17 protein-coding genes, 2 tRNA genes and 1 pseudogene are annotated in these 20770 nt (G+C 72.4%); 8 read left to right on the top strand and 12 right to left on the bottom strand.

Annotated features, from left to right (window positions below):
* Window positions 1-73 precede the first annotated feature (73 nt).
* Together valS and G6R13_RS04405 are read left to right on the top strand one after the other, a co-directional pair.
* Window positions 74-2758: a valine--tRNA ligase gene (gene valS, locus G6R13_RS04400; RefSeq protein ID WP_100058645.1), complete on the top strand. Its 2685-nt coding sequence runs from the start codon at window positions 74-76 to the stop codon at window positions 2756-2758.
* Between the two features lie 361 nt (window positions 2759-3119).
* Window positions 3120-3455, top strand: coding sequence for a hypothetical protein (locus G6R13_RS04405; protein ID WP_123243907.1), 336 nt, complete (start codon window positions 3120-3122; stop codon window positions 3453-3455).
* Window positions 3456-3538: 83 nt separating this feature from the next.
* On the opposite strand, the gene G6R13_RS04410 is transcribed toward G6R13_RS04405, so the two are convergent.
* The 7 genes from G6R13_RS04410 to G6R13_RS04440 form a co-directional block, all read right to left on the bottom strand.
* Window positions 3539-4156, bottom strand: coding sequence for a DsbA family protein (locus G6R13_RS04410; RefSeq protein WP_036316880.1), 618 nt, complete (start codon window positions 4154-4156; stop codon window positions 3539-3541).
* Between the two features lie 62 nt (window positions 4157-4218).
* Window positions 4219-5517: an ATP-dependent Clp protease ATP-binding subunit ClpX gene (clpX, locus tag G6R13_RS04415; protein WP_036316877.1), complete on the bottom strand. Its 1299-nt coding sequence runs from the start codon at window positions 5515-5517 to the stop codon at window positions 4219-4221.
* Window positions 5518-5684: 167 nt separating this feature from the next.
* Entirely contained in the window at window positions 5685-6350 is a 666-nt protein-coding gene (locus G6R13_RS04420) for an ATP-dependent Clp protease proteolytic subunit (protein ID WP_041104792.1), read from the bottom strand.
* A gap of 41 nt (window positions 6351-6391) precedes the next feature.
* Window positions 6392-7009, bottom strand: coding sequence for an ATP-dependent Clp protease proteolytic subunit (locus G6R13_RS04425; protein WP_036316875.1), 618 nt, complete (start codon window positions 7007-7009; stop codon window positions 6392-6394).
* 264 nt (window positions 7010-7273) lie between these two features.
* Window positions 7274-8728: a trigger factor gene (tig, locus tag G6R13_RS04430; RefSeq protein WP_036316981.1), complete on the bottom strand. Its 1455-nt coding sequence runs from the start codon at window positions 8726-8728 to the stop codon at window positions 7274-7276.
* A gap of 42 nt (window positions 8729-8770) precedes the next feature.
* Window positions 8771-8844: transfer RNA gene (locus G6R13_RS04435), tRNA-Pro, on the bottom strand.
* A gap of 83 nt (window positions 8845-8927) precedes the next feature.
* On the bottom strand, window positions 8928-9821 hold the full coding sequence (locus G6R13_RS04440; protein WP_036316872.1) for an SDR family oxidoreductase: 894 nt from the start codon (window positions 9819-9821) through the stop codon (window positions 8928-8930).
* A gap of 76 nt (window positions 9822-9897) precedes the next feature.
* Here G6R13_RS04440 and G6R13_RS04445 point away from each other — a divergent pair.
* Window positions 9898-9968: transfer RNA gene (locus G6R13_RS04445), tRNA-Gly, on the top strand.
* A gap of 122 nt (window positions 9969-10090) precedes the next feature.
* Here G6R13_RS04445 and G6R13_RS04450 read toward each other — a convergent pair.
* The 4 genes from G6R13_RS04450 to G6R13_RS04465 all read right to left on the bottom strand — a co-directional run bounded on the left by G6R13_RS04450 (window position 10091) and on the right by G6R13_RS04465 (window position 13997).
* Window positions 10091-11002, bottom strand: coding sequence for a DNA-formamidopyrimidine glycosylase family protein (locus G6R13_RS04450; RefSeq protein WP_063190232.1), 912 nt, complete (start codon window positions 11000-11002; stop codon window positions 10091-10093).
* Complete coding sequence (locus tag G6R13_RS04455) at window positions 11003-11476, bottom strand: ribose-5-phosphate isomerase (RefSeq protein WP_060974239.1); 474 nt, start codon at window positions 11474-11476, stop codon at window positions 11003-11005.
* Window positions 11477-11562: 86 nt separating this feature from the next.
* Window positions 11563-13128, bottom strand: a complete 1566-nt coding sequence (locus G6R13_RS04460; protein ID WP_049146108.1) for an NAD(P)/FAD-dependent oxidoreductase — start codon at window positions 13126-13128, stop codon at window positions 11563-11565.
* Between the two features lie 14 nt (window positions 13129-13142).
* Window positions 13143-13997, bottom strand: coding sequence for an alpha/beta hydrolase (locus G6R13_RS04465; protein WP_049146105.1), 855 nt, complete (start codon window positions 13995-13997; stop codon window positions 13143-13145).
* A gap of 181 nt (window positions 13998-14178) precedes the next feature.
* On the opposite strand from G6R13_RS04465, the gene G6R13_RS04470 reads away from it, so the two are divergent.
* From G6R13_RS04470 to G6R13_RS12215, 4 genes and pseudogenes are all read left to right on the top strand, one after another.
* Window positions 14179-14949 carry a helix-turn-helix domain-containing protein gene (locus G6R13_RS04470; protein ID WP_168196734.1) on the top strand — a complete coding sequence of 257 codons (771 nt, stop codon included), beginning with the start codon at window positions 14179-14181 and terminating at the stop codon, window positions 14947-14949.
* 137 nt (window positions 14950-15086) lie between these two features.
* The gene (gene pepN / locus G6R13_RS04475; RefSeq protein WP_036316860.1) at window positions 15087-17726 is read left to right on the top strand and encodes an aminopeptidase N; all 2640 of its coding nucleotides are present in this window, start codon (window positions 15087-15089) and stop codon (window positions 17724-17726) included.
* A 91-nt stretch (window positions 17727-17817) separates the two neighbouring features.
* Window positions 17818-18249 (top strand): annotated as a pseudogene (locus tag G6R13_RS12210) (OsmC family protein); the annotation flags it as partial.
* 168 nt (window positions 18250-18417) lie between these two features.
* Entirely contained in the window at window positions 18418-18891 is a 474-nt protein-coding gene (locus G6R13_RS12215) for a globin (RefSeq protein WP_158184944.1), read from the top strand.
* Between the two features lie 37 nt (window positions 18892-18928).
* Here the strand turns inward: G6R13_RS12215 and G6R13_RS04485 are convergent, their stop codons facing one another.
* Complete coding sequence (locus tag G6R13_RS04485) at window positions 18929-19636, bottom strand: hypothetical protein (RefSeq protein ID WP_036316853.1); 708 nt, start codon at window positions 19634-19636, stop codon at window positions 18929-18931.
* A gap of 77 nt (window positions 19637-19713) precedes the next feature.
* Here G6R13_RS04485 and G6R13_RS04490 point away from each other — a divergent pair, with 77 nt between their 5' ends.
* Entirely contained in the window at window positions 19714-20733 is a 1020-nt protein-coding gene (locus tag G6R13_RS04490; RefSeq protein WP_036316850.1) for an acyl-CoA thioesterase II, read from the top strand.
* The last annotated feature ends 37 nt before the right edge of the window (window positions 20734-20770 follow it).

Genomic DNA, 20770 nt, shown 5'->3' on the forward strand with positions numbered 1-20770 from the left:
ACTGAAAGGGCGGGACGTCCCGGGCGTCGTCGCAGGCCCGGCCCGCCGCCCCGGTCATGGGAGGATGGCGGGCATGGCTGAGAACACGCAGGGCACAGACACGCCCATCGACGCATCGACCCCGTCCACCCCCGCCGCCGGCGCCGTGGCCGTGCCGGACAAGCCGGCCCTCGAGGGCCTCGAGGAGAAGCTGACCGCCCGCTGGGCCGACGAGCGCACCTACGCGTTCGACACGCAGACCACCCGCGAGCAGGTCTACTCGATCGACACTCCCCCGCCGACCGCCTCCGGCTCGCTGCACGTGGGCCACGTCTTCTCCTACACGCAGACCGACGTGCTCGCCCGCTACCAGCGCATGAACGGCAAGAACGTGTTCTACCCGATGGGCTGGGACGACAACGGCCTGCCCACCGAGCGCCGCGTGCAGAACTACTACGGCGTCCGCTGCGACCCCGCCAAGCCGTACGTGGAGGGCTACCGCCCGCCGGAGAAGCCGGCGAAGAACCAGCGCGACTGGGACGTGATCTCCCGCAAGAACTTCATCGAGCTCTGCGAGGAGCTCGCCGTCGAGGACGAGAAGGTCTTCGAGGACCTCTTCACCCGTCTCGGCCTGTCCGTCGACTGGGACATGACCTACCGGACCATCGACGACGTCTCCCGCGCCGTCTCCCAGCGCGCCTTCCTGGCCGGCATCGCCTCGGGCGACGCCTATCTGGCCGAGGCCCCCACCATGTGGGACGTGACCTTCCGCACCGCCGTGGCCCAGGCCGAGCTCGAGGACCGCGAGGTCCCCGGCGCCTACCACCGCTACGCCTTCACCGCTGCGGACGGCGAGCAGGTCTTCATCGAGACCACCCGCCCCGAGCTGCTGGCCTCCTGCTCCGGCCTGGTCGCCCACCCGGACGACGAGCGCTACCAGCACCTGTTCGGCACGACCGTCACCTCCCCGCTGTACGGCGTGGAGGTCGAGGTCTTCCCGCACCCGCTGGCCAAGCCGGACAAGGGCTCCGGCATCGCCATGGTCTGCACCTTCGGCGATCTCAACGACGTCACCTGGTGGCGCGAGCTGCAGCTGCCGACCCGCACCCTGATCGGCCGTGACGGCCGCTTCGCCGCCGACACCCCCGAGTGGATCACCACGGACGCCGGCCGACAGGCCTATGCGGACACCGTGGCCGGCAAGACCGTCTTCTCCGCCAAGCAGGGTGTGGTGGACGCCCTCACCGCGGCCGGCCTGCTGGACGGAGAGCCGAAGAAGATCATGCACGCCGTGAACTTCTACGAGAAGGGCGACAAGCCGCTCGAGGTCGTCACCTCCCGCCAGTGGTACATCCGCAACGGCGGCCGCGACGCCGACCGCCGCGCGGAGCTGATCGAGCGCGGCCGCGAGCTCTCCTGGCACCCGGAGCACATGCGCCACCGCTATGAGAACTGGGTCGAGGGCCTCAACGGTGACTGGCTCGTCTCCCGCCAGCGCTTCTTCGGGGTGCCGATCCCGGTCTGGTACCCGCTGGACGCGGAGGGTGAGCCCGACTATGAGAACCCGATCCTCCCGGCCGACGAGCAGCTCCCCGTGGACCCGGCCGCCGAGGCCGCCCCGGGCTACTCCGAGGACCAGCGCGACGTCCCCGGCGGCTTCACCGGCGACCCGGACGTCCTGGACACCTGGGCCACCTCCTCGCTGACCCCGCAGATCGTGGGCCGCTGGTCCCGTGACGAGGCGTTCTTCAACAACGTCTTCCCGTTCGATCTGCGCCCGCAGGGCCACGACATCATCCGCACCTGGCTGTTCTCCACCGTAGTGCGCGCCCACGCCCTCAACGGCTCCGTGCCGTGGACGGACACCGCGCTCTCCGGCTGGATCCTCGACCCGGACCGCAAGAAGATGTCCAAGTCCAAGGGCAACGTGGTGGTCCCGACCGACATCCTGGACCAGTTCGGCTCGGACGCCGTCCGCTACTGGGCCGCCTCGGCCCGCCTCGGCGCGGACACCGCCTACGAGGTGGCGCAGATGAAGATCGGCCGCCGACTGGCCATCAAGCTGCTCAACGCCGCCAAGTTCGTTCTGAACCTGGGCGCCACGCAGGACGCCGTCATCCGCACGGCCGACGACGCCGCGGCCATCACCAACCCGCTGGACGCCTCCCTGCTGGCGCGCCTCGCGGCCACCATGGAGCAGGCGACCCGCGCGTTCGAGGCCTACGACTACGCGCGTGCCCTCAACGTGACCGAGCAGTTCTTCTGGGCCTTCACGGACGACTACGTGGAGCTCGTGAAGGACCGTGCCTACGGTGGCCACGGCGAGGCCGAGCAGGCCTCGGTGGTGACCACGCTGGCCACCACCCTGGACGCCCTGCTGCGTCTGCTGGCCCCGTTCCAGCCGTTCGCCACCGAGGAGGTGTGGAGCTGGTGGCGCGCCGGATCCGTGCACACCGCCGCCTGGCCGGGCGCCGCGGACGAGGCGGCGGCCCTGTCCTACGCCGCCTCCGCCGGCGACGCCGAGGTCCTGCCCACCGTGGCGCAGGTCCTGGGCGGCGTCCGCAAGGCGAAGTCCGAGGCCAAGGTGAAGCAGCGGACCGAGGTGCGCTCCGCCGTGGTGACCGGACCGGCCGAGTGGCTCGAGAAGCTGCGCGGCGGCCTGGCGGACCTCAAGGCGGCCGGCAACATCGCGGACCTGTCCCTCACGCAGGGCGAGGCCGGCGAGTCCGCGCCGCTGACCGTCTCCGACGTGCAGCTCGCACCGGTCGAGGACGACTGATCCGCGCCGCGCGTTCCCGGAAGGTGTCTCGGGAGCGCACGCGGCACGACGACGGCCCCGTCGCCCATCACGGGCGGCGGGGCCGTCGTCGCGCCCGTGCTGCGAACCCGAGTCTGCCCGTCAGCGTGGGATGTTCGTGGCCGGGATCCGGTAGGGCACAGCGCACGTCGGACAGTCCGCCGCCGGATCGGAGTTCGTCGGGAGGCGGCCCTCCCGGGGGTGTCGTGGTGCACCTCCCGGTCGTGCTCCTGCCGCATGTCGCAGTGCGGTCACCGCGGCAGGGGTGGACACTGAGAGGATGAGACCGACACCCGATCCCGCCCCGGCCGGCCGCCGCGCCTGCGACTCCTCCGCCCGGCGGATGTCCGCCGCCCTCGCCGCCATGGGCGTGCTCCACTTCGTCCGACCTGAGCCCTTCGACGGGCTGATCCCGCCGTTCCTGCCCGGCTCGGCCCGCGCGTGGACCCACGGCTCCGGCGTGGCCGAGCTGGCCGTGGCGGGTCTGCTGGCCGTCCCGCGCACCCGGCGCGCGGGCGGACGCGCCGCGCAGGCGCTCTTCCTCGGCGTGTGGCCCGGCAATGCGTGGATGGCCTGGCGGTGGCGACGCCGGCCCTGGCCGGCGCAACTGGTCTCCCTCGGGCGGCTGCCCCTGCAGGTCCCCCTGATCCGCGCGGCCGGCAGAGTGGCGCGCGGCTGACCCCCGCCGCCCCGCACCCCGACGACGCCGGCCCCACACCTTCGCGCTGAAGGTGTGGGGCCGGTCTCGTGCGAGCCGGGGGCTCAGTCGAACTGCGGATCCGTGGTGCGGGCCCGCTTGATCTCGTAGAAGTACGGGAAGTCGGCCAGGGCGACGGCGCCGTCGAAGATGCGGCCCGCCTCCTCGCCGCGCGGGATGCGGGTCATCACGGGACCGAAGAAGGCCGTGCCGTTGAACGCCACGACGGGCGTGCCGACGTCGTTGCCCACGAGGTCCTCCGCCTCCTTCTGGCTGGCGCGCAGCTGCTCGTCGGCCACGTCGGTGCGGGCGGCGTCCAGGATGTCCGCGTCGTGGCCCAGCTCCTCGAGGGCCTCGGCCACCACGGCCTCGTAGTCCGTGCGGCCCTGCTCGTGGATGCGGGTGCCGACCGCGGTGTACCACGGGCCGAGCGCCTCGGCACCGTGCCGCTCGCGCACCTGCACGGCGGCGCGGGCCGGCAGCCAGGCCTTCTCGAGGCGGGCCAGGTAGTCGGGGTCCAGGTCGCGGCCCTCGTTCAGGACGGCGAGCGACATGATCTTGAAGACCACCCGCACGTCGCGCACCTTCTGGACCTCCAGGATCCACCGGGAGGTGATCCAGGCGAACGGGCACGTGGCGTCGAAGTAGAAGTCGACGGTGGGCTGCTGCGTGGTGTCGGTCATGCTGTGCTCCTTGCGGTCAGGGAGCCGTCTCGGCTCCGGTCGGTCCTGCTGGGCGACGGCGGTCAGGCGCTCCGGCCGCGTCGACGTCGTTCCACCTCGGCCGGGATGAGCGTGGGCTCGGCCTCGCCGCGCACCACGTCCCCGGAGATGACGACCGTGCCCACATCCGAACGGGAGGGCAGCTCGAACATCACGGGCTTGAGGACGTTCTCCATGATGGAGCGCAGGCCGCGGGCGCCGGTGCCGCGGGCCTCGGCCTGGGCGACGACGGCGTCCAGGGCGTCCTGCTCGAACTCGAGCTCCACGCCGTCCATGAGGAACATCTTCTGGTACTGCTTGAGCAGGGCGTTCCTCGGTTCGGTCAGCACCCGCACGAGCTGTTCGTGCGTGAGGTCCTCGACAGTGGTGATCACGGGCAGGCGGCCGATGAACTCGGGGATGAGGCCGAACTTCAGCAGGTCCTCCGGCCGCACGTCCGCGTAGGTGACGTCCCCCGCGCCCAGGTGGTTCAGGGGCGCGCCGAACCCGATGCCCTTGCGTCCGGCACGGGAACCGATGATCTCGTCCAGGCCCGCGAACGCGCCCGCCACGATGAACAGCACGTTGGACGTGTCGATCTGCAGGAACTCCTGGTGGGGGTGCTTGCGCCCGCCCTGCGGCGGCACCGACGCCACCGTGCCCTCGAGGATCTTCAGCAGGGCCTGCTGCACCCCCTCGCCGGAGACGTCCCGGGTGATGGAGGGGTTCTCGGACTTCCGCGAGATCTTGTCGATCTCGTCGATGTAGATGATGCCCTGCTCGGCCTTCTTCACGTCGTAGTCCGCGGCCTGGATGAGCTTGAGGAGGATGTTCTCCACGTCCTCGCCCACATAGCCGGCCTCGGTGAGGCTGGTGGCGTCCGCGACCGCGAACGGGACGTTGAGCCGCCGGGCGAGGGTCTGCGCGAGATACGTCTTGCCGGAGCCGGTGGGGCCGACCATGAGGATGTTCGACTTGCCGACCTCGACGTCCGCGAGGTCGTCCCGCTCGGTGAGGCGGTCGGCCAGGTCACCGCCCCGCGCCTGCGGCCCACGCACGCGCTTGTAGTGGTTGTACACGGCGACGGCGAGGGAACGCTTGGCCGCCTCCTGACCGATCACGAAGCTCTCGAGGTGGTCGAAGATCTCCTGCGGGGTGGGCAGGACGGTCTCGTCCGCCTCCGCCGCCTCGCCGAGCTCCTCCTCGATGATCTCGTTGCACAGCTCGATGCACTCGTCGCAGATGTAGACACCCGGGCCGGCGATGAGCTTGCGCACCTGCTTCTGGCTCTTCCCGCAGAACGAGCATTTCAGCAGGTCAGCGCTCTCTCCGATACGCGCCATGGTGGTACTCCTCGAAGGCCGGGCGGAGACGTCCGCCCCGCGCGGGCGTCGTCGCTGTCAGATTCCGTCCAGCATACGGCCGTGGACGGACACGTTAAGGGACCGGGTCCCCGGTCGGCGCCGAGGGGCCCGGCCGCGCGGCCGGACCCCTCGGCGGGCGTCGTCGGTCAGGCAGACGGGCGGGTGATCTTGCGGGAGGCGAGGACCTCGTCCACGAGGCCGTACTCGAGGGCCTGCTCGGCCGAGAGGAACTTGTCCCGGTCGATGTCCTGCGAGACCTCCTCGGGCGTGCGGTTGGTGAGGGAGGCCAGCGTCTCCTCCATCCACACGCGCATCCGGTTGATCTCCTGGGCGTGGATCTGCAGGTCCGTGGCGGTGCCGCGGTCGCCCTGCATCGCCGGCTGGTGGATCAGCACGCGCGCGTTGGGCAGCGCCAGACGCTTGCCGGGGGCGCCCGCGGCCAGCAGCACGGCCGCGGCGGAGGCGGCCTGGCCCAGGCACACGGTCTGCACCTCGGGGCGGATGAACTGCATGGTGTCGTAGATCGCCGTCATGGCCGTGAACGAGCCGCCCGGCGAGTTGATGTACAGGGTGATGTCACGTTCGGAGTCCATCGCCTCGAGCACGAGCAGCTGGGCCATCACGTCGTCGGCCGACGCGTCGTCCACCTGCGCGCCGAGGAAGACGATGCGGTCCTCGAAGAGCTTGGCGTAGGGGTCCTGACGCTTGAAGCCGTAGGGGGTGCGCTCCTCGAACTGCGGGAGGATGTAGCGCGCGTCCGGCGTGGGCAGGGAGGGCATCCCGGTGGGGAGCCCGGCGGGGAACTGGGTCATTCTTGGTCTCCTGGAGAGGGTCGGGACGGTCCGGGCCGGGCTCAGCCCCGGACGCCGCCGCCGCCGGTCACGGACGCGGCACGGTCGGCGATGTGGTCGATGAAGCCGTACTCGAGGGCCTCCTGCGCGGTGAACCACTTGTCACGCGCGTTGTCCTCGAGGATGGTCTCCACGGACTGGCCGGTCTGCTCGGCGGTCAGCTCCGCCATCACCTGCTTCATGTGCAGGATCAGCTGGGCCTGGATGCGGATGTCCGACTCGGTGCCGCCGATGCCGCCGGAGGGCTGGTGCATCAGCACGCGGGCGTGGGGGGTGGCGTAGCGCTTGCCCTTGGTGCCGGAGGCGAGCAGGAACTGGCCCATGGACGCGGCGAGGCCGGTGGCCACCGTCACGACGTCGTTGGGGATGTACTGCATCGTGTCGTAGATCGCCATGCCCGCGGTGACGGAGCCGCCCGGGGAGTTGATGTACAGGTAGATGTCCTTCTCCGGGTCCTCGGCCGAGAGCAGGAGCAGCTGGGAGCAGATCGCGTTGGCGTTGTCGTCACGGACGTCCTCGCCCAGCCAGACGATGCGCGACTTCAGCAGCTGGGTGTAGAGGAAATCCTCGCGCTGCGCCGGGTCCACCGAACGCATGCTGGGGGTGATGTCGGTCATCACTTCCGCCTTCCTGTCGAGATGTGCACGGGCCTCCCGAACGGCGGCCGCTCGCGCGGACGGACGGGTCCCTGATCGAGTCCGACACTAGCCGGGCGTCCGGGCCAGCGCGCGGGACGCCGTCGGCGTTTCGCTGTTGGCGCAGGTTGTCGCGGACCCCGCCCGGGGCCGCCCACCGGGGCCCCGGGACGACGACGGCGCCCCCACCGGCGTGGGCGGGGGCGCCGTCGTCGTGGCTCGGCGGGGGTGCGTCCCCACCGGCCGGGATCAGGCCTGCTCGGCCGCCTCGGCGTCGTCGGCCTGCTCGGCCGGGGCCTTCTTGGCCGTCGACTTCTTCTTGGCCGGGGCCTTCTCGGCGGGCTTCTCCTCCGCCTCGTCGGCGCCCTCGGCCTCGGCGCCCTCGGCCTCAGCGTCGAGGGCCTCCTGGCCGCCCGGGGTCACGAACGCCGTCAGGTCCACGGCCTTGCCGTCGGTGTCGGTGACCTCGGCGTACTCGAGGACCTTGGCCAGGGCCTTGCGGCGGCGGACCTCGCCCATGATCATCGGGATCTGCCCGCCCTGGTCGAGCATCATGGCGAACTGGTTCGGGTCCATGCCGTACTCGGAGGAGGTGGCGATGATGTACTCGATCAGCTCACCCTGGTCGACCGTGACCTCCTCGGCCTCGGCGACCTCGTCCAGGATGACCTCGTTGGCGAACGCCTCGCGGGTGTTCTGCTCGAGCTCGGCACGGTGCTCGGCGGTGTCGTGGTCGTCGCCCGCGGTGTGGCCGCCGGCGGAGAAGTGCTGCTCGACCTGCTCGGCGATGACGCCGTCCGGCACCGGGACCTCGACGAGCTTGGCCAGCTCCTCGAGGACCTTGTCGCGGGCCTCGACGCCCTGGCGGTTCACGGCCTCCTCGGCGGCCTGCTTCTTCAGGTCCTCCTTGAGCTCGGCGATGGTGTCGAACTCGGAGGCCAGCTGGGCGAACTCGTCGTCGGCCTCGGGCAGCTCGCGCTCCTTGACGGCCGTCAGCTCCAGCTTGACCACGGCGGTCTCGCCGTCGTGCTCGCCGCCGTTGAGCGTGGTCTCGAAGGTGGCGTCCTCGCCGGCGGACAGGCCGTCGAGGGCCTCGTCGATGCCCTCGAGCATGGTGCCGGCGCCCACCTGGTAGGACAGGCCCTCGGCCTGGTCGACCTGCTCGCCGTCGACCGTGGCGGTCAGGTTCATCGTGACGAAGTCGTCCTGGGCGGCCGGGCGGTCCACATCCTTGAGGGAGCCGAAGCGCGAGCGCAGGGCGTCGAGGGCCTTCTGCTCGTCCTCCTCGGTGGCCTGGGCGGGCTCCACCGTCACCTTGAGGCCCTTGTAGTCGGGCAGCTCGATGGTCGGGCGCACGTCGAACTCGGCGGTGAAGGCCACCGGGCCCTCGGCGTTCTCCGCGTCCGGGGTGGCGGTCACGTCGACCTCGGGGCGGGAGATCGGCGTGACCTCGGCCTCGGCGATGGCGGCGGAGAACCAGGTGTTCAGGCCCTCGTTGACGGCCTGGTCCACGACGATCTCGCGGCCGAAGCGCTGCTCGATCAGGCGCGCCGGGATCTTGCCCTTGCGGAAGCCCGGGATCTGCACCTGGTTGGCGATGTCCTTGAACGCCTTGTCCAGGGCGGGCTTCACCTCCTCGAACGGCACCTCGACGGTCAGCTTGACGCGGGTCGGGCTGAGGTTCTCTGCGGTGGACTTGACCACGGATGACTCCTGTTGGTGGTGGTGGATGGTCTTGACGTCGAGTCGGGGTGACAGGATTTGAACCTGCGGCCTCACGCTCCCAAAGCGCGCGCTCTACCAAGCTGAGCTACACCCCGCCGTCGTCCCCGACGCCGGCGGGCTCACGCGGTGGAGGCTCGCCGGACACCCGAGGGACTGCCCGAGGGCAGACTGTGGAATCCTAGCGCGCCGTCTCGCGCCCCGCGAAAAGCCGCGACCGCCGGCCCGTGAAGCCGTCCATCGTGGCGTTGACCCCGAGGACGTCCATCGCGCGGTCGAAGACGGGCGCCGGCAGGGCGCGCAGGGGCGCGATCAGACCGACGGCGCGCGGCAGCAGCAGGCGGGTGCGGCCGGCCTCGACGGCGTCCAGCACCTCCTGCGCCACGTGGCGCGGATCCAGCACGGGCAGCAGCCAGGGCACCCGGCTGCGCACGCCCGCGAACATCCCGGTGTCGATGTAGAAGGGGCAGACGGCGAGGGAGGTGACGCGGCTGCCGTCCTTGCGCAGCTCCGCGGCGAGGGACTCGGCGAAGCCGACCGCGGCGTGCTTGGTGGCGGAATAGTCCGTCTGGCGCGCGACGCCGACCAACCCCGCGGCCGAGGCCACCGTGACCACGGCCCCGCGGTCCCGGGCCCGCATTCCGGGCAGGACCGCCCGGGTCAGCCAGTACGGCGCGAGTGCGTTCACCTCGAAGGTGCGGCGGATGCCCTCCTCCGTGGCGTCCTCGAGGCGCACGCCCGTCACGACGCCCGCGTTGTTCACGGCGACGTCCACCTCTCCGGCGCGGGCGGCGGCGGCCTCGACGGCGGCCGCGTCCGTCACGTCCACGCGCTCGGCCTGGGCGTCCGCGCCCTGAGACCGGATCTCGGCGGCGACGGCCTCAGCCCCCTGCAGGTCGAGGTCCCAGACGACGACGCGGCCCGCGCCGCGGCGGGCGGCCCCCAGGGCGATCAGTCGACCGATGCCGGACGCGCCGCCCGTCACGAGGACGGTGGCGCCGCGCAGGGACAGGGGACGACGGCCGGCGAGGGCGGACGCGGCCCTGCGGAGGGCGGGACGGGAGCCGTGCATCATGCCTCTTCCCCCACGGCCGACGCGGGCCCGCCGTGATACGGTGTCAGCCGCTGGTCCGCGCCGAGCGCGGCCCCGCGGGGATGTAGCTCAATGGTAGAGCCCCAGTCTTCCAAACTGGCTACGCGGGTTCGATTCCCGTCATCCCCTCCGGACCTCATGAGCCGGGTCATCGTGTGCACACGATGGCCCGGCTCATGGCTTTCTCGGGTGCGTCGTCGTCCGCGCCGGTGCCTTGACCGCTGTGCCCGGTCGGGCCTGCTACAGGCCCCTCAGCTCTGACAGGTGAGGCACCGGTAGAGCTTCCGGGCCGCCATCTCCTCCACCACGATCGTCTCGCGCCCGCACACGAGGCACGCCAGGCCCTGCCGCTGGTACACGTAGCTCGCGTGCTCGGGCCAGGCCGCTTCGGCAGGGATCCCCGGCCGGTGCTCGGGCCGGGTGGTGACGATCCGCCCGAGCCGCACGCCCTCCCGCATGAGCGCGGCGTTGTCCGCCCAGAGGGACTCCAGCTCCGACGCGGAGACGTCCCGGGCCGGCCGCCACGGGTCGATGCCGACCCGGAACAGCGCCTCGGCCCGGAAGATGTTGCCGATCCCGCTGACGGCCGCCTGGTCCATCAGCACGACGCCGATCGGCCGCCGTGTCCGCCGGGCGAGGTCGTAGAACGGCGCGGGATCGTCGTCGCTCAGCGGATCCGGGCCCAGGCCGGCGACGACGTCGGCAGCCTCGGCCGGAGTGAGCGCGCGGCACCGGCTCGCGCCGATCAGGTCGGCCCAGCCGTGCTCGGCGCGCAGTCGCAGCCGGACCGTGGCGGCCGGCGGCGGGGGCTGGACCCAGCCGTCGGCGTCGCGAGCGGGCTCGGCGGCCGGGGCGCCGTCGTCGTGGACCTCCCGCTCGCCGATCCGGCGGGGTGCGCCGATCGAGGACGCGGCCGCGAAGTCCTGATCCCCGCCGAAGGTCCACGCCCCGTACATGCCCAGGTGGACGTGGAGCACGTGGCCGCCGGAGACGTCGGCGAAGAAGTGCTTGCCGTGGGCCCGGGCGCGCTTCAGGACCTGGCCGTCGAGCAGGGCGGCCCCCTCGGCGAAGCGGCCCTGCGGACTCGTGGCGCGGATCCGGCGGCCGCCGAAGACGTCGGTGAACTGGCGCGCGAGACGGTGGACGGAGTGGCCCTCAGGCACTCACATCAGCACCTCTCCGGTGGTCTCGTAGTGCGCGATCTTCCCGATGCGGCGCACGTGGCGCTCGTCCTGGGAGAACGGTTCGGCCAGGAACGCCTCGATGAGCTCGGTGGCCTCCTCGAGCGAGTGCTGTCGACCGCCGACGGCCACGACGTTCGCGTCGTTGTGCGCGCGGGCCAGCCGCGCCGTGTCCAGGTTCCAGGCCAGGGCGGCTCGGACGCCGGCCACCTTGTTGGCGGCGATCTGCTCGCCGTTGCCGGAGCCGCCCAGCACGATGCCGAGCGAGTCCAGTCCCTGCTCGCGGTCGGCGACGACGGCGCGGGCGGCGTTGATGCAGAAGCCCGGGTAGTCGTCCTGCGCGTCGTACTCGGTGGGTCCGTGGTCCACCATCTCGTAGCCAGCGGTGGTGAGGTGCTCCACCAGGTGGGCGGACAGCTCCATGCCGGCGTGGTCGGTGGCGATGTGGACGCGCATGCGCAGACTCCTCCAGAAGGACGACGGTCGGGTGGGGTCAGTCTACTGACGGCCCCACCCGACCCCCTGCCCCGGGGCGGGCCGGCTCAGATCAGCGCGACCGATCGCTCGGGCTCGCGCACCGGCATGGGCTCGGGCTCCCCACTCGCCGAGGAGAGGAAGCCCTCCCCGGTGAAGTGGCCGTTGCGGGCGCGGAAGTCGTAGGCGTAGTCGGGCCAGATCAGCGTCAACTTGCCCGAGCGGGGGTCGACGTACCAGGAGTGGCAGCCGCCGTCCACGAGCCACACCGAGGTGGCGGCCCGCTCCTGGAGACGGTCCACGTACTCCTCCTGGGCGAGTGTCTCGGGGACCATCGTCCTAATTCCCTCGTGCTCCACCCGGTCCAGGGCCTCCAAGATGTACGCGATCTGCGACTCGATGATGTAGACGATCGAGTTGTGCCCCAGCGAGGTGTTCGGCCCGTTGATGGCGAACAGATTCGGGAATCCCGCCACGGCCGTGGAGTCGAACGCCGCCATGCCGCTGCTCCAGTGATCGGCCAGGGAACGGCCCTCACCGTCGTGGACGCGCTCGGCGAACGGCGGCTGGGCCGCCTCGAAGCCGGTGCAGAGGACGACGACGTCGACCTCGTACCCGTGACCGCTCACGCCGAACAGCCGGCTCCCCTCGACGCGGTCCAGCGCGCTGTCCTCCAGGGTGACGTTGTCCCGGGCCATGGCCGGGTAGTAGTCGTTGGAGACGAGCACACGCTTGCAGCCCGGCAGGTACCGCGGCGTGAGGCGCTCGCGGAGCTCGGGGTCAGAGACCGCGGCGGCCAGGTGCCCGAGGGCCTGGGCCCGGACCTGGTCCAGTGCGGCCGGCACACCGCGGCGCTGGGCATAGTTCGACTCGGCGAACCAGAAGATGTCGTCGCGCTCGCGCTGCATGGTGTGCGGGGCGCGCTCGAACATGCGGCGCACGGCCGCGGAGTACGGCTTGACCACGCGCGGGGTGACCCACGCGGGGGTGCGCTGGAAGACGACGAGCTCGGCCGCCGTCGCCGCCAGCTCGGGGATGACCTGGATCGCGGAGGCGCCGGTGCCGACGACGGCGACACGCTTGCCCTTCAGGTCCACCGTGTGGTCCCAGCGGGCGGAATGGATGACCTCGCCCTCGAAGGCGTCGAGACCCGGGACGTCCGGCAGGCGGGGGTCGGCGAGGTGCCCGGTGCCCATGATGAGCCAGCGTCCCGTGTAGGTCCCGCGCGGCGTCCGCACCGTCCACCGCTCCGTCTCGGGGTCCCAGTGCGCTTCGAGCATGTCCGCCCCGAGACGCAGGTGCGGGGTGAGGCCCTCGTCCTCGGAGAAGCGCACGAGGTAGTCCTGGATCTCCGGACCCGGTGTGTAGAAGCCCGACCACTGCGGGTTCGGCGCGAAGGAGAAGCTGTAGAGGTGGCTCGGGACGTCGCACGCGGCACCCGGGTAGGTGTTGTCCCTCCAGGTCCCGCCGACCTGCTGGGCGCGGTCCAGGATGAGGAAGTCCTCGCGGCCGTGACGCCGCAGCTGGGCGCCCATGCCGAGGCCGGCGAATCCGGAGCCGATGATGAGGATCTCGGCGGACTCGTCGCGCGGTGCGGGGCGCACGTCGGTGGTGGTGGTCATGGCGGTGGTCATGGCTGGCCCCTCTCTCAGGCGTGGGTCTCGGGGATGATCGCGCCGGCCGGGTGGCGGTCGGGCTCGCGCAGGTACAGGTCGACGATCTGCATGAGTTCGGCCGGGCGCTCGAGGAAGAAGGCGTGGCCGCTCGTCATGGTCGTCAGCCGCGCGTCGTCGATGATGCCGAGCAGCTCGTACTGGTGATGGGGCGGGACCATGATGTCCTCGGCACAGGAGACGATCAGTGTCCGCGCGGTGACGGCGGAGAGACGGTCGGCGACGTCCACGCGGGCGTTCAGGTCCATCTGCCGGGCGGTGAACTCGTCCGCGGTCAGGGAGGCGAGCGCCCCGTCGAGCATGGCCGGGGTCAGGGAGCGCAGGGCCAGCGGGGACAGGCCGCAGAAGGCCGTGTAACGGGCCAGGGCATCAGGGCTCGTGGCGTACAGGTGCCGCCAGACCTCGTTGCGCAGGCGCTGGTGGACATCCGTCGTCGCCCAGCCGGCCACGAGCACGAGGTTCTCCACACGGCGACCGAGGTCGGCGGCCAGCTGCCCGGCCACGACGGCGCCGAGTGAGTAGCCCAGCAGGTCGAACGCGGCGTCGGGGCCGAGGAGCTCGTCGACGACAGCCCGCACCTGGCCGACCAGCAGGTCGACGGTCAGGTCTGCGGCGGGGTCGGCCGTCGGCGCCCAGTCCACGGCGATGACGCGCGTCCGCGTGGCCATCATCGGGAACAGGTGGCCGAAGTGCGAGGCGGTCGTCCCGCCCGTGCCGTGGACCAGCACGAGAGGCCGGTCGAGCTCCCCGGGTGTCACCGAGTCGTGGCAGGTGACGGAGGCACCGTCCACGCTGACGGTGCGCGTGACGGTCGATGCGGTCAGTGGCATGAGGCTCCTCCTGGAAACCGATATGTGGACTATGGGGACGACACCCGCGATGTGACCCGCCCTACATTTCCCAGCATGGCGCGTTCATTTCTCGGAATGCAAGTAGAGCGGCAATCATTTAGTCCATCAGATGGAACTGGCTCCGACGCCGGAGCTGCGGCACGATCGACCGGTGACCCCTATGACCCCACCCACCGGCGTCCTGCCCCGTGCCGCCCTCGTGATGCGCCTGCTGCACGAGGCCGGACCCGCCGGCCTGCGGCTGAGCCAGCTCGTCCAGCGGACGGGTCTGCCCCAGCCCACCGCCCATCGACTGCTGGCCGACCTGGCGGAGCAGGGTGCCGTGACCCGGCGCGGGGCCGCCTATGCGCTCGGTGATCGGTGGGGCCCGGTCGGGTTCGAACCGGTGACGCCGCGGTGCCTGATCGAACGCGAGGCCAGCCGGGCCGTGGTCCAGGCCGCCGCGGACGAGCTGGGGGACACGGTCTACCTGGCGGCACGGGCTGCGGGCGGAGTGGCCTACCTCCTGCGATGCGACGGCGACTCCCCCGTGCGCGTCTTCACCGTGGAGGTCGGCGAGGTCAAACGGCTTGCCGCCGGGTACGCCGGCATCGCGCTCCTGGCCTCCCTGCCGCCCGAGCGCCGGCGAGCGGAAGTGGACGCGGTCGTCGCCCGGCCTCCCCGCCGCTGGAACCTGACGGATGACGGGGCCCTGCACGACCTGCTGGACACCCTGCTGCGTCAGATGGACGAGCAGGGGTGGTGCGGCGGTGTGCCGGTCGTGCCCGGGGTGGCCGGAGTCGCCTGTGGCGTCCCGGCGCGGACGGGAGGCATCCCCCAGGTGTCCCTCACCGCCTCGGCGGCCGAGCAGCGGATGCCACCGGCACGCGTGCCCGAGGTGGCTGAGGTGCTGCGTGCGGCGGCGACCCGACTGGCCGAGATCGGGGGCTGAGCACGCCGGCCGGCCCGCCCTTCCGCGGCCGTCCACGACGCCCGGGCCAGGTGGCACACTGGGGAGCACCGTGCCATGGCCCCCATCACAGGCGCCCGGCCGTGCCGCATCCACCCGACCCCAGGAGGAGTCCGACCGTGACCACCGCCGCCGCCATGAACATCACCCGCGAAGAGGCCGCCGCGCGCGCGGCCGCCCTCACCGTGGACGCGTACGAGGTGAGCCTGGACCTCACCCGCGGAGCGGAGCACTTCCACACGGCCACCACCGTGACGTTCGCGGCCACGCAGGACGCGGTGGGCACCCACACGTGGATCGACTTCGTGGCGGAGCAGGCTCCCACGGTGACCCTCAACGGCGAGGCCCTGGACGTGGCGGACTTCGACGGCGCCCGACTGCGGATCGGCCCGCTGGCGGCGCAGAACACCCTCGTGGTCGACGGGCTCGGGGACTACAGCAACACCGGCGAGGGCCTGCACCGGTTCGTGGACCCCGTGGACCAGGAGGTCTACCTCTACACCCAGTTCGAGGTGCCGGACTCCCGCCGCATGTTCGCGGTGTTCGAGCAGCCCGACCTCAAGGCCGCGTTCCGCTTCACGGTGACCGCGCCGGCGCACTGGGCCGTGGTGTCCAACCAGCCGGAGGCCTCCCGCCGCACCCTCGGCGTCGTGGCGAACGAGGAGAACCCGCAGGGGGTGGACGCCGCGGTCTGGGAGTTCAAGCCCACCCCGCGCATCCCCTCCTACATCACCGCGCTCGTCGCCGGCCCGTACGCCTCCGTGCACTCGGAGCTGACCAGCGCCGACGGCCGCACGATCCCCCTCGGCGTCTACTGCCGCGCGTCGCTGGTGGAGCACCTGGATGCGGAGAACGTCTTCGAGCTCACCCGCCAGGGATTCGAGTTCTTCGAGGCCCAGTACGGCCACGCCTACCCGTTCGAGAAGTACGACCAGCTGTTCGTGCCCGAGTTCAACGCCGGCGCGATGGAGAACGCCGGTTGTGTGACCTTCCTCGAGTCGTACGTCTTCCGCGGGACCGTGCCGGAGGCGCTGATCGAGCGCCGCGCCATCACGATCCTCCACGAGCTCGCCCACATGTGGTTCGGCGACCTGGTCACCATGCGCTGGTGGAACGACCTGTGGCTCAACGAGTCGTTCGCCGAGTTCATGTCCACGCTCGCCGCCGCTGAGAACACGCAGTACACCGGCGCCTGGACCACCTTCTCCTCCATGGAGAAGAACTGGGCCTACCGCCAGGACCAGCTCTCCTCCACGCACCCCATCAAGGCCCGGATCCGCGACCTCGACGACGTGCTCGTCAACTTCGACGGCATCACCTACGCCAAGGGCGCCTCGGTGCTCCGCCAGCTCGTGGCCTGGGTGGGCCAGGAGAACTTCATGGTCGGCGTCCGCGCGTACATCGCCAAGCACGCGTGGCAGAACACGGAGCTGCCGGACCTCATGACCGAGCTCGAGGCCGCGTCCGGCCGCGACCTGTCCGAATGGACCCGCGTGTGGCTCGAGACCTCGGGCGTGAACACGCTGCGCACCGAGGTGGAGACGGATGAGGCCGGCACCATCACCGCGCTGCGTCTGCGCCAGAGCGCCCCGGACGGCTCACCGTCGGCGCCCGGCGACGACGTGCTCCGCCCCCACCGTCTGGCCGTGGGCTTCTACGACGTGGACGAGGCCACCGGCCGCCTGATCCGCACCGAGCGCTTCGAGCTCGACGTGGCCGGGGAGGTGACCGAGGTCGTCGAGGCCGCCGCCCGCCGTCGTCCCGCCGTGATCCTGCCCAACGACGACGACCTGGCCTACGCCAAGCTGCGCCTCGACGACGCCTCGTGGGAGGCCGCGTCCACCCGTCTGAAGGATGTGGACGGCTCCCTGGCGCGCACGCTGCTGTGGGGGGCGGCCTGGGACACCGTGCGCGACGGCGAGGCCTCCGCCGCCTGGTTCGTCGACCTCGTCCTCGCCAACGTCGGCCACGAGCGGGACTCCTCCGTGGTGCAGACGCTGCTGCGCCAGCTCGCGACGGCGATCGGCCTGTACCTGCCCGAGGACCAGGCCGAGGCCGTGCGGGTCGCGGCGGCCGACCGTCTGTGGGGCCTCGTCGCGGAGGCCGAGGACGGCTCGGACAACCAGCTGCAGTTCGTCAAGGCGTTCGCCCTGCACGCGCGCACCACGGCGCAGCTGGACCGCCTGTCCGCCCTCGTCGACGGCACCCGCACCGTGCCCGGGCTGGACCTCACCACGGACCTGCGCTGGGAGCTGCTCACCGCGCTGGTGGCGGCCGGCCGCGCCGGGGAGGCCGAGATCGCCGAGGCCGAGCGCGCCGACGCGACCGCCACGGGCGCGCTCGCCGCGATCCAGGCCCGGGCCGCCGTGCCGACGGCCGAGGCGAAGCGCGCGGTCTGGGACCGGGTGATGGCCGGCGAACTGTCCAACACGGAGCAGCGCCAGGCCCTGATCGGGTTCGCCCGGGTCCATGACGCCGCGCTGATCGCGCCCTTCGCGGACGCCTACTTCGAGGGCGTCGAGGCGATGTGGGACTCCCGTTCTCACGAGATGGCCGAGACCGCCGCGACGCTGGGCTACCCGACCGCCCAGGTCACCCCGGAGATCGCCGACCGCGCCACCGCCCTGTCCGAGCGGCTGGCCGACACCCGCGCGGGGCTGTCCCGCGTCCTCGCCGAGGGCCGGGACGAGACGATCCGCGCCCTGGCCGCGCGCGAGCACGCGACGGCGCACGTGCATCAGGTCCACGCCGGGGCCTGAACCGGGCGGGGGCTGGTGGGCATTCCACGGAAGATGCCCTCCAGCACCGCCCCCGCCGCCGTCGAGGCGCGGGCTGGCTAGGCTGGAACCCATGAAGCACACCTTCTCCCTGCGCACCGAGTGGACGGGCGACCGCGGCTCGGGCACCTCCGGCGTCCGCGACTACGACCGCTCCGTGGTGATCCAGGACGCCGCCGTCGGCGAGATCCAGGCCTCGGCCGCCCGCCCCTTCCGCGGCGACGACTCGAAGTGGAACCCGGAGACCCTCCTGCTCGGCGCGCTCGCCGAGTGTCACGTGCTCTCGTACCTCCATGTCGCGGCGACCTCCGGGGTCGTGGTCACGGGGATGACGTGCGGGGTCGAGGGCGAGCTCGAGGTGGACGGCGACGGCGCCGGTCGGTTCACCGCGATCACGCTGCGGCCCGAGGTCACGCTGCAGGACGAGGCCGACCGGGAGCGGGCCGAGGCCCTCCACGCCGAGGCGCACCGGCTGTGCTTCATCGCGAACTCGCTCTCGGCCCCGGTCGCCGTCGAGCCGGTCCGCCCCGAGGCCCTGCCCACCGGCACGCCGACGCTGCCGGACCACTCCGCGCGCCTGGGCGCCCCCCTGGCGGTGCTGCGGCCGCGCGTCGCCAAGGGCCCGTCCCGTGTGACGGGCCTGGCGGAGCGGCCCACCGAGGTCGAGCCGGTGATGCAGGAGGGCACGCCCGCCCCGGTGGAGCAGGTGCGCGCCCGCGACGCCGCGGCGGGCCCCGCCGGTGCGACCCCGGGGACCCCGGCCGCGCCCGGTCAGGCCACCAGCTTCTACGACGCCGTCGGCGGCCGCCCGACCTTCGACCGGCTGACCGCCGAGTTCTACGCCCGCGTGCGCGAAGACGAGATCCTCGCCCCGATGTATCCGCAGGACGACTTCGAGGGCGCCCAGCGCCGGCTGCTGATGTTCCTGGAGCAGTACTGGGGCGGACCGCGGACGTACTCCGAGGAGCGCGGCCACCCCCGCCTGCGCATGCGCCACGCCTCGTATCGGATCGACCCGGCCGCGCGCGACGCGTGGCTGCGCCACATGCGCGCCGCCGTGGACACGCTGGAGCTGTCACCGCTGCACGAGGCCGAACTCTGGGACTACCTGGAGCGGGCCGCCCACTCCCTGCAGAACTCGGCCTGACCGGCCCGCGGTCCGCGCCCCGACATGGGGCGCGGGCTCACACCGCCATGGCGGGGCGGCCCAGTACGAAGCCGCCGGGGGCGTCCAGGCGCGTCCATGGCCCCGCCGTGCTGAGCCGGGCGCGGCCGCCGGGCCGCAGGAAGCCCAGCGCGTGCGCGCCGAAGGCCATGCCGGCCGGGAACTGGAGCGCCTCGCCCCCGAGCAGGGGTCCCCACATCTGCGCCCGGACCCTGCGGACCAGCGCCTCCCCCGGGTTCTCGGGCAAGGCGTCCCGCACGGCGTCGGCGCCGCGTGTGGCCACCTCGGTCAACTCCTCATCGGCGACCTCGGCCACGGGCGTCCAGCCGCCGCGGGGCGGGGTCAGCGCGGTCCAGGTGACGTGCTCGCGGCCCGGCGGCACGGCGAAAGCCAGGTCGACGGGGTCCTGGCCGCGCATCCGGGCGGTGCGCTCGGTGACGGAGCCCAGGGCGACGACGGCGTCCAGGTCCGCCACGCCGTCGGCGGTCGCCAGGGGCACGGTGCGCAGCCCCAGGACGACAGGCACCCCGTCTCCCAGCCCGGCCGGCTGCAGCACGGAGACCCACTGGGCGAGCATCGGGGTGCGAGAGCGCCCCGCCTCGGGCACGACGTGCAGGCGCATCCCCGTATCGGCGACGCGACGCGCGCGGGTGGCCAGCTGCTCGAGATCCCGCACAGCGCGGTCGTCGACGAAGCGGAGGACGGGGGCGGCGGAGTGCTCGGTCATGCAAGCATTGTCCCAGGTCCGCCGCGTCCCGGGCCGCCCCGCCGTCGCGGGGTCCATCCACGTCGAAGGAGCCGTTCGTGCCGCAACGCCATCCCCGTCCCCGCCCCAGTCGCGCACCGGGCCGTCCGGCCTCGGCCCCGAAGGACCCCACCGACGTGCTGCGCGGGATCCTGGAGCTGACGCCGGCCGCGCCGGACCCGGTGACGGGTCAGGTCCGCTTCACGGGCACGACTCCCCGGCAGACGCGCGGCCGGGTGTTCGGCGGCCAGGTGCTCGCCCAGTCGCTGGCGGCCGCCTCCCGCACGGTGCCGGGCGCCCGCCCCGCCCACTCGCTCCACGGCTACTTCATCCGCCCCGGGGACGCGCTGCAGCCCATCACGTTCACCGTCGAGACGCTGCGGGACGGCCGCTCCTTCTCCGTCCGCCGGGTGCTGGCCTCTCAGAACGAGAAGGCCATCCTCGCCCTGACCTGCTCCTTCCAGGAACCCGCCGGCAGCGCGCTGGACCACCAGGTGGCCATGCCCGAGGGCGTGCCCCGGCCCGAGGACCTGCCCACGACAGCGGACGTGCTGGGCGGCATCAACCACCCCGTGGCTCAGGAGTGGGCGTGGGCCCGGCCGTTCGACATCCGTCACGTCACCCCGGCCCTCTACGTGGACCCGGCCCCGGAGACCGAGAACCGCAACATGGTGTGGATGAAGACGTTCACGCCGCTGGCCGACGACCCCGCGCTGCACCGGGCGGCGCTCACCTACGCCTCGGACTACACGCTTCTCGAGCCGATCCTGCGGCAGCACGGCGTCGCCTGGATCCAGCCCGGCATGTCCGTGGCGTCCCTGGACCACGCGATGTGGTTCCACCGGCCCGCCCGCGTCGACCAGTGGCTGCTCTACGTCCAGGACTCCCCCAGCGCCCAGGGCGCGCGCGGCCTCGGCACGGGCGCCGTGTTCACCGAGGACGGGACGCTCGTGGCCACGGTCGCCCAGGAGGGCATGATCCGCCTGCCCGAGGGGGCCGCCGCCCGGCGGGCGCGCGTGCGTGGCGCGGCCCAGCGCATGGCCCTGCGGACGGTGCTGCGCCGCAGCTGGCGGCGCTGACCCCGCCCCGGCACGACGACGGCCCGTCGCGATCACG

The sequence above is a fragment of the Micrococcus sp. Alg238-R198 genome, assembly GCF_900537135.1.
In the GTDB taxonomy this organism is placed as follows: Bacteria; Actinomycetota; Actinomycetes; order Actinomycetales; family Micrococcaceae; genus Micrococcus; species Micrococcus luteus.